At 63.6% G+C, this 8,615-nt stretch carries 8 protein-coding genes; 7 read left to right on the plus strand and 1 reads right to left on the minus strand.

Going from position 1 to position 8,615, the window contains the following annotated elements:
- Positions 1 to 12: 12 nt before the first annotated feature.
- The 7 genes from QZ638_RS09855 to QZ638_RS09885 all read left to right on the plus strand — a co-directional run bounded on the left by QZ638_RS09855 (position 13) and on the right by QZ638_RS09885 (position 7,556).
- Positions 13 to 1,095, plus strand: coding sequence for a LacI family DNA-binding transcriptional regulator (locus QZ638_RS09855; protein WP_295809494.1), 1,083 nt, complete (start codon positions 13 to 15; stop codon positions 1,093 to 1,095).
- 34 nt (positions 1,096 to 1,129) lie between these two features.
- Positions 1,130 to 2,152 carry a PotD/PotF family extracellular solute-binding protein gene (locus QZ638_RS09860; protein ID WP_295809497.1) on the plus strand — a complete coding sequence of 341 codons (1,023 nt, stop codon included), beginning with the start codon at positions 1,130 to 1,132 and terminating at the stop codon, positions 2,150 to 2,152.
- Between the two features lie 72 nt (positions 2,153 to 2,224).
- Positions 2,225 to 3,052 (plus strand): ABC transporter permease, encoded by an 828-nt coding sequence (locus tag QZ638_RS09865; protein WP_295809500.1) that lies wholly within the window; start codon positions 2,225 to 2,227, stop codon positions 3,050 to 3,052.
- A complete protein-coding gene (locus tag QZ638_RS09870; protein WP_295809504.1) occupies positions 3,049 to 3,828 on the plus strand; it encodes an ABC transporter permease in 780 nt (259 codons plus the stop codon). The genes QZ638_RS09865 and QZ638_RS09870 overlap by 4 nt, the downstream gene beginning before the upstream one ends.
- Positions 3,821 to 4,846 (plus strand): ABC transporter ATP-binding protein, encoded by a 1,026-nt coding sequence (locus QZ638_RS09875; RefSeq protein WP_295809505.1) that lies wholly within the window; start codon positions 3,821 to 3,823, stop codon positions 4,844 to 4,846. The genes QZ638_RS09870 and QZ638_RS09875 overlap by 8 nt, the downstream gene beginning before the upstream one ends.
- A 17-nt stretch (positions 4,847 to 4,863) precedes the next feature.
- Positions 4,864 to 5,781, plus strand: coding sequence for a nucleoside hydrolase (locus tag QZ638_RS09880; protein WP_295809511.1), 918 nt, complete (start codon positions 4,864 to 4,866; stop codon positions 5,779 to 5,781).
- On the plus strand, positions 5,778 to 7,556 hold the full coding sequence (locus QZ638_RS09885; protein ID WP_295809506.1) for an adenine deaminase: 1,779 nt from the start codon (positions 5,778 to 5,780) through the stop codon (positions 7,554 to 7,556). The genes QZ638_RS09880 and QZ638_RS09885 overlap by 4 nt, the downstream gene beginning before the upstream one ends.
- 61 nt (positions 7,557 to 7,617) lie before the next feature.
- On the opposite strand, the gene QZ638_RS09890 is transcribed toward QZ638_RS09885, so the two are convergent.
- On the minus strand, positions 7,618 to 8,615 hold a 998-nt coding region (locus QZ638_RS09890), incomplete at its 5' end, for an amidohydrolase (RefSeq protein ID WP_295809508.1).

Raw genomic sequence — 8,615 nt, forward strand, 5'->3', positions numbered from 1 at the left:
AATCGGGTTTTGATGGCTTCACGTGCCAATCTATCCGATATTGCCAAAGCTCTTGGCGTATCGGTTGCAACCGTTTCAAACGCGATGTCCGGAAAGGGCCGTGTGTCGCAGGAGCTTGGCCGGGCGATCCGTGAAAAGGCAAAGGAACTGGGTTATGTGCCCAGCCTCGCAGGCCGCGCGTTGAGCACCGGGCGCAGCCATGTGCTCGGTCTCGTTCTGGCCGATATCGGCCATCCGCTCTTTCCCCAGTTCGCGCAGGCAATCGAACACGCGGCTTCCGAGGCGGGATACGGGGTCCTTATCGGCGATAGCCGTGGCGACGTCGAAGCTCAGTCCCGCGCCATCGACCGGCTGATCGAGCGTGGCGCGGATGGCATTGTGGTCGTACCCCGTCATGGCACCCGCATCGCCGATATCGGCCGTCCCGTGGCGGTTATCGATTCTGCTTCCACTCCCGGCAACACCGTTGCCGCCGATCACTGGAACGGCGGCGTGGAAATGGGACGGCATCTGCTTGAACTTGGTCACCGTTCCATCGCGATCATCGGTCTCCATTCCGATTCCAATGTCCAGAACGATCGTATCGGGGGTATCAGGGAAGCATTTTTCGGCAAGGGCGAGAGCCGCCTCGTCTGGATCGGCGAGATGGAACGGAGCCTCGGTTCCGGCTGCCCCCTCGGTCTGGTGCGTTTGGTGGAGGAAGGGGTGACGGCTTTTGCGGCCGTATCCGACCTTCATGCCTTGCGCGCGATCACCGAATTGCAGCAAGGCGGTGTTTCCATACCTGCCGATGTCAGCGTCACCGGCTTCGACGATCTCATCTGGGCGGGCGTCATCGCGCCGAGCCTTACGACGATGCGCATGAATATGGAGCGCATCGCCGAGATAGCCATTGCCGATCTCATCTGGCAGATCGAGCGCCTCAACGCCGCCGAAACCGCGCCCGCATTGCCCGCGCCGCGGCATCCGGGCCGCGTTCCCATGCAACTCATCATGCGTCAGTCAAGCGGACCGGTGTTGGGTCGGTCTGCGCTCGGCGATCGGGCATCGGTCCATGTCCGGTCCGCGTCATCAACCGCCACGGACCCAGCCTAAAAGAAGGCACCACCAGAGAAGGAAGCGATCAGTCATGTTCAAGAAATTCCTCGCCTCCGGCGTTGCGCTCGCCGCGCTCAGCGGCGCAGCCCACGCCGCCGACAAAACCCTCGTCATCTCCGTTTACGGTTTCGCGCAGGACGAATTCAAGGAGATCGTCTACGATCCCTTCGAGGCCCAGTGCGGCTGCGAACTCGTGGTCGAGACCGGCAACTCCGTGGAGCGCCTCGCAAAGCTGGAAGCCCGCAAGGACGATCCCGAAATCGACATGGCCGTCATGTCCACGCACGACGCGCTTTCGGCTGCGCGCAAGGGCATTACCCAATCCATCGATGTCACCCGCCTGTCGAACTACGACAAGCTGTACGACATCGCCAAGGACCCGGTGGGCGACCATATGGGCGTCGGTTATACCTTCTACGCCACCTCCATCGCCTATCGCGCCGACGAGGTGGAGATCGAGAGCTGGGCCGACCTTTTTCAGGACAAGCTGAAAGGGCGGGTCGCATTCCCGAACGTCAGCACCAATCAGGGGCCGCCAGCTCTCTACATGGTCGGCAAGGCCATCGGCGACGATGCTGCCGATCTCAAGGCGGCCATCGGCGAAGTCGCCAAGAACAAGGACGACATCGTCACCTTCTACGAGCGTTCCTCGCAGGTCGCGCAGCTCATGCAGCAGGAGGAAATCCTGGCAGCCCCGATAGGCCGTTTCGCCTGGGGTGCCTATTCCAAGATGGGCTTCGATATGGCCTGGGCCACTCCGAAGGAAGGCCAGACCGGCGGCATGAACGTCATGATCCTGACCAAGGGCGCCAAGAACGAAGATCTCGCCTATGAATTCATGGATTTCTGGCTCTCCACTGAGATCCAGACCAAGCTCGCCGAGGCGCTGGTGGACAGCCCTGCCAATGCGGACGTCGAGGTTTCCGACGAAATCGCGGAAAATCTAACCTACGGCGCCGAAACCGTTGAGAGCCTCAAACTGCTCGAACCGGCCGTCATTCTCGACAACCGCGAGGCCTGGCTTTCGGAGTGGAACGCTCAGATCGGCCAGTAGGCCGATAGCTGATGCGATGGTCCGGGGGTGGGCGATGCGCTTGCCCCCGGACCCAACACAAGGTTCCAACACATGTTTCAGAATCGGATGGAAGGACTGGCGCTGGCGCTGCCTGCGGCGGTCTTCGCGGCGATCGTCTTTCTCGTTCCCGTCGGCATTCTGCTTTCCGAAGGCTTCCGCGCCGAGGGAAGCTGGACCCTGGCATCCTATGCCGGCTTCTTCGAAAGCGAGCTCAATCGTACCGTCTTCTGGCGCACGCTGAAGCTCGGCGCGATTGTCACCGCCGTATCGGCGGTCATCGGCTATGCCACGGCCTATTCCATCGTCACGCTGCCGCCCACCGCACGCGGCCGCCTGATCGGTCTCGTCGTCATGCCCTTGATGATCTCGCCCGTCGCCAGAACCTATGCCTGGATCGTCATTCTGGGGCGAACGGGTTTCGTCAACGAGACCATCGTCTGGCTCGGCCTTTCCGACACACCCATCCGGTTCTTGTTTACAGAAACCGCCGTCTTCATCGGCCTTCTGCAGCTCTTCCTTCCACTTATGATCCTGTCGCTCATCAGCGCGCTGGAAAACATGCCCAGGGATGCCGTACCCGCCGCGCGCGTTCTGGGCGCCAACTGGCTGCAGGTTTTCGTCAAGGTCATCCTTCCGCTCACCAAGGAGGGGCTCGTCATCGGCGGCACGCTGGTCTTCACCGGTTCGCTCACGGCCTACATCACTCCCGCCATCCTCGGCGGCTCCAAGGTCTTGATGCTGGAAACGCTGCTCTATCAGCGCGTCACCGTCGCGAACGACTTCGCATCGGCAAGCATCATCGCGATGATCCTCATGGTCATGAGCTTCTCCGCCAACCTGCTTCTGAAACGACTGGCCACTGCGAGGAACAAGCGATGACGTCCCGCCTTCTGTCCTATGTCACGCTGACACTCGTCCTCATCTTCCTGCTTGGGCCCTTCGTCATCATCGTTGCGGCGGCCCTGTCGGGCGGCGAAACGCTCGCCTTCCCCCCACAGGGCCTGTCGTTCAAATGGGTGATGAAGGTGTTCGAAGTGGAGAGTTTCCGGGCGAGTTTTGCGCTTTCCATGTTCCTTGCCATTTTCGGCACGCTTGCGGCACTGGTGCTCGGTGTGCCGGTGGCCTATGCCGCATCGCGCTATCGTCTGCCCTTCGGCGAGACCATCCGCACCATTGTCTCCGCGCCGATCATCGTGCCGGGCATCATCGTCGGACTGGCGCTCCTGCGCTATCTGGTGATCCCGCTCGATGTCGGGGTCGGCGTGGCGCTGTTCATCGCCCACACAGCGCTGATCCTGCCCTATGCGGTGCGTGTGGTTTCGGCCTCGCTCGACAATCTGCGCAGCGACATCGAGGAAGCTGCGGTCATCCTCGGCTCCACGCGGGTCGCCACCTTCTTCCGGATCGTGCTGCCCAACATTCAAAGCGGGATTCTGGCGGCCTTCATTCTGGGCTTCGTCACCAGCTTCAATCAGGTGCCGGTGTCGCTCTTCCTTTCAGGGCCGGGTGTGCGCACGTTGCCGATCGACATGATCTGGTACATGGAAATCACCTACGATCCGTCGGTGGCGGCTCTCGCCGCGCTGCTCGCCTTCCTGTCCATTTCCATCGTTTTCCTCGCGGAACGTTTCCTGGGGTTCTCCCGCTATGTCTGATGAAACCTATCTCGATCTGAGCGATCTGACGCTCGCCTACGGCAAGACCGTCGCGGTCGACCGTCTCAACCTGTCCATTCGCAAGGGCGAGCTGATCGCTCTGCTCGGTCCTTCCGGCTGTGGCAAGACCACCACCATGCGCGCGATCACCGGTCTTCTGCGCCCGGCTTCCGGCACAATTACGCTGGATGGCGCGGACATCACCCATGTGCCTGCCAACAGGCGTCATGTGGGTCTGGTGTTCCAGTCCTACGCGCTCTTTCCGCATCTGACCGTGTTCGAGAACGTCGCCTTCGGCCTGCGCCTGAAGAAACTTCCCACGGCCGAGATCAACCAGCGGGTCGAGGCCGGCCTCGCCATGGTCGGGCTTTCCAAGTTCCACAGCCGCAAACCGGCGGAACTCTCCGGCGGCCAGCAGCAGCGGGTCGCGCTTGCCCGCTCGCTGGTCATGCAGCCCAAGGTGCTTCTGCTCGACGAGCCGCTGTCTAACCTCGATGCGCGCCTGCGTCTGGAAATGCGCACCGAGCTGCAGCGCGTGCAGCGGGAAAGCGGGGTCACCATGGTTTTCGTAACGCACGATCAAAACGAGGCGCTGGCGCTGGCAGATCGCATCGTTGTCATGAAGGAAGGCGTGATAGAACAGATCGGCTCGCCTGAAGATGTCTACAATCGGCCTCAGTCGCGTTTCGTTGCCGATTTCGTCGGCTTCGAGAATATCTTCCCCGTGGAGAACGGCCAAATAGTTACCGAAAACGGCAGGCTGGAACTGAGCGGGGCAGCGTCGGTGAACGCTCCGGGCTTGGCCTGGCGTCCGAACATGGTTTCGCTCGGGAACGGACGTTTCGAGGGGGAAGTCCTTGGCGCCGCTTTCGCTGGCGGTTCGCGCGAATACCTTTTGATGAGTCCGCTCGGCCCCATCAAGGCCGAGATGGACGCCGCAGCACCGGTTTTCGAGCCAGGCAGCAAGGTTGCCTTCGACCTGCCGCCGGAGCGCGCAGCTGTTCTCGAGCGCATGTAGGAAGGGGAGTGCCCGCCTTGGTCTGGATCGACACGGATATGGGCTTCGACGACATTCTGGCGATGATGATCGTCGCCGCCTCGTCGAAGCCGATTGCTGGCGTTTCGCTGGTGTTCGGCAACGCGCCGATGGACGCGGTGCGCGCCAATGCCGCCGGGGCCGCGTCGCTGCTCGGCTGGCGCTTCCCGATCCACATCGGCGCGGAACGGGCGATCCTGGGCGGGGTGGAAACACCCGCCCATGTTCTCGGTCCCACCGGCATTCCCACCCGTGGGCGCAGCCTCCCTGAGGCGGACGCGCTGCCACACACCGATGCGTTGACGGCTCTGACCGCATGGCTTGAAGGGCTCGATGCGCCGGGCGAAATCCTCGCGCTCGGTCCGCTCACCAACGTCGCGATCCTGTCGCTTGCGCGGCCCGATCTCATTTCAAAGATCACCAGCGTGACCTGGATGGGCGGCGGCGCAACCCGTGGCAACCACACGGCGTCCGCAGAGTTCAACGCCTTCGCCGATCCGGAGGCTGTCGCCATCGTTCTGACGAGTGGCGTGACGCTGCGCGTCGCCGATCTCGATCTGTGCCGTCAGGTGCTCGTCGGTCCGGAGGATGTCGACACCGTCCGCGCCGTCGGCACGCCAAAGGCCGAGATCCTGGCCGATCTTCTTGGCGCCTATGTCGACATCGCGCTCAACAGCGGGCGCAAGGCCATGGCGCTTTACGATCCGACCGCCGCCGCTGCCTTCGTGGCACCTGACGCCTTCGTTTTCGAGAAAGCGCAAGTCACGATGGAGCTGTCTGGCACCCACACGCGTGGCCGCACCATTGTCGATCAACGCCCTCGCGCAAATCCCAACGCTCTGTGGGGCATGCGCGCCGATGCCACCCGCGTTCGCGCGCTGGCGCTCGACGCGCTCGTGGAGGCTTCCCGCGCATGACCGCCGAACCCCGCGACCTCGACAATGCCGCCCTGCGCGACCGCGCCGTCTCCGCCGCGCGCGGCGATGCGCCCTTCGATCTTCTCATTCGCGGCGGCACGCTGCTCGACGCGGTGACCGGCGAGCTGCGCCCCGCCGATATCGGCATTGTCGGCGCACTCATCTCAAGCGTCCACGATCAAGGCGCACGCAGCGATGCAGTCGAGATCATCGAGGCGGAAGGGCTCACCGTCACGCCCGGTCTGATCGACATGCACATGCATGTGGAAAGCTCCATGATCACACCTGCGGCCTACGCGCAGGCCGTCCTGCCGCGCGGCGTCTCCACCGTCCAGTGGGATCCGCACGAATTCGCCAATGTGCATGGGCTCGATGGTGTCGGCTGGGCGCTGGAGGCCGCGGCAGACCTGCCGCTGCGCATGATCGTGCTTGCGCCTTCCTGTGTACCTTCTGCGCCCGGACTTGAACGGTCCGGGGCCGATTTCGGCGGGGCCGAGCTTGCCGACATGCTGGCGCGTCCCGGCATTGGCGGCGTTGCCGAGGTCATGAACATGCGCGGCGTCATCGACCGCACCGCGCCCATGCGCGATGTGGTGCAGGCCGGCCTCGAAAGCGGCAAGCCCGTCTTCGGCCATGCCCGCAGCCTCAAAGGCGCAGACCTCAACGCTTTCATGGCCTCAGGCGTCAGTTCAGATCACGAGCTCGTCTCTGGGGATGATCTGATGGCCAAGCTGCGCGCCGGCCTCGCCATCGAGATGCGCGGTTCGCATGACCACCTCCTGCCGGAATTCGTCGAGGCGCTGAACGCGCTCGGGCATCTGCCTTCCACGGTCACGCTCTGCACCGACGACGTGTTTCCCGACTCGCTTCTGAATGAAGGCGGGCTGGACGATGTGGTGCGCCGTCTGGTGCGCTACGGCATGCCGGCTGCCTGGGCCATTCAGGCCGCAACGCTCAATGCCGCGCACCGGCTCGCGCGTCCCGATCTCGGCCTCGTCGCCGCCGGCCGCCGCGCCGATATCGCGCTGTTTGACGATCTGGAGAATTTCCGTGCCGCCGCCGTCATCGCCAATGGCGTCGTGGTCGCGCGCGATGGCGCTTTGACCGCCCCGGTGAAGGCGCTTTCCACCGCGCCGCTCAAAGGCTCGATCAAATGCGCCACCTTCACGCCCGATGATTTCCGCGTCCGGGCGGACGGGAAGCGCGTGCGCGTGGCCACCATTCACCGTCCCCGTTTCACCGAATGGAGCGAGGCGGAAGCGACGGTACGCGACGGCTTCGTCGTGCCGCCAGAAGGTGCGACGCTCATCAGCGTCATTCACCGTCATGGCCGCGCGCCGGCCATTCCGCGGGTGGGTTACCTCACCGGCTGGGGTTCTTGGCGCGGCGCGTTCTGCACCACGGTTTCCCACGACAGCCATAACGTCACGGTTTTCGGCGGCAATGAAGAGGATGTGGCGGCAGCGGCCAATTGGGTGATCGAGGCCGGCGGCGGCATGGCCGTTGCGCAGGGCGGCAAGGTCGTCGCCTCTCTGGCGCTTCTCTTGTCGGGTCTCGTGTCCGACGCCCCGTTGGCCGAAATTGCGATGGGCTTTGAGGCCTTGCGTTCCGCCATGGACGACATCGTCGACTGGGAGCCGCCCTATCTGGTGTTCAAGGCCTGTTTCGGCGCGACGCTCGCCTGCAATGCCGGCCCGCACCAGACCGATCTCGGCATTGCCGACAACGCACGCCCCGCCGTTCTGGCAACACCGGTGCTTGAGGTTCTGGAATAGGCCTGCATTGCCCTTGGCGCAGGTTCCGCTTTTGATTCGGATGCTGGCTCTCGCCGGGCAATCAGGCGGCCAGTTCCTGCTCCACCAGCGCTGCCCAGAATTTCACGCCGGTGCGGATCGCCTCGTCGTTGAAATCGTAGGCGGTGTTGTGGTGCAGCGCGCCGTCCATGGCCGGTCCGTTTCCGAGCCACACATAGGCCCCCGGCGCCTCTTGAGAGAAATAGGCGAAGTCGTCGCCTGCCGTCGATGGCGGGAAGTCGGTGCGCACCTTGTCGCCGCACACGGCTTTCGCCGCCGCCAGCGCTCGCGCTGTCGCGTCGGCATCGTTCACCACCGGCGGAATGCGCCGGATGAAGCGGTATTGCGCCTCGATCCCGAACATCGCCGCAACGCCGTTTGCGAGCCGCCCGATCTCTTCTTCGAGCTGATCGCGCACGCGCGGCGTATAGGCGCGGGCGGTGCCGGCAATGTCCATGAAATCGGGTATCACATTGAGCGCGTTGGGGTCGCCCGCTTGCACCGAGCACGCGCTCACCACTGCCGGCTGCAGGGGATCGACCACACGGCCGACAATGGTCTGCAGGCTGGAAAGGAAATGACCGCCCGCCGTAACGGGATCCTTGCCTAGATGTGGTTTTGCGCCATGCGTGCCCACGCCGCGAAAGGTTACCTGCCAACTGTCGGAGGATGCAAGCTGCGGGCCGGGCACCACGGCCATCTCGTCCGTGTCGAGGCCGGGCATGTTGTGTAGGCCATAGACTGCATCGCAAGGGAATTGCTCGAAAAGGCCGTCTTCCACCATGCGCTTTGCGCCGCCACGACCTTCTTCCGCGGGTTGGAAGATGAAATGCACAGTGCCGGAAAAATTGCGCGTGCGTGCCAGTTCGCGCGCTGCGCCCAAAAGCAGTGTCGTGTGCCCGTCATGGCCGCAGGCATGCATCTTGCCAGGCACGGTCGACTTATAGGGGCGGTCGGCGGTTTCGGGCATGGCAAGCGCATCCATGTCGGCACGCAAGCCGATGGCTCGTGTGCCGTTGCCCACTGTCAGCGTGCCCACCA

The organism is uncultured Nitratireductor sp., assembly GCF_913053745.1.
Classification (GTDB): Bacteria; Pseudomonadota; Alphaproteobacteria; order Rhizobiales; family Rhizobiaceae; genus Nitratireductor.

What these genes read in the sequence shown, in the direction of transcription:
- QZ638_RS09855 (WP_295809494.1), top strand. Translation starts at nt 13, where the DNA reads ATGGCTTCACGTGCCAATCTATCCGATATTGCCAAAGCTCTTGGCGTA.
- QZ638_RS09860 (WP_295809497.1), top strand. Translation starts at nt 1,130, where the DNA reads ATGTTCAAGAAATTCCTCGCCTCCGGCGTTGCGCTCGCCGCGCTCAGC.
- QZ638_RS09865 (WP_295809500.1), top strand. Translation starts at nt 2,225, where the DNA reads ATGTTTCAGAATCGGATGGAAGGACTGGCGCTGGCGCTGCCTGCGGCG.
- QZ638_RS09870 (WP_295809504.1), top strand. Translation starts at nt 3,049, where the DNA reads ATGACGTCCCGCCTTCTGTCCTATGTCACGCTGACACTCGTCCTCATC.
- QZ638_RS09875 (WP_295809505.1), top strand. Translation starts at nt 3,821, where the DNA reads ATGTCTGATGAAACCTATCTCGATCTGAGCGATCTGACGCTCGCCTAC.
- QZ638_RS09885 (WP_295809506.1), top strand. Translation starts at nt 5,778, where the DNA reads ATGACCGCCGAACCCCGCGACCTCGACAATGCCGCCCTGCGCGACCGC.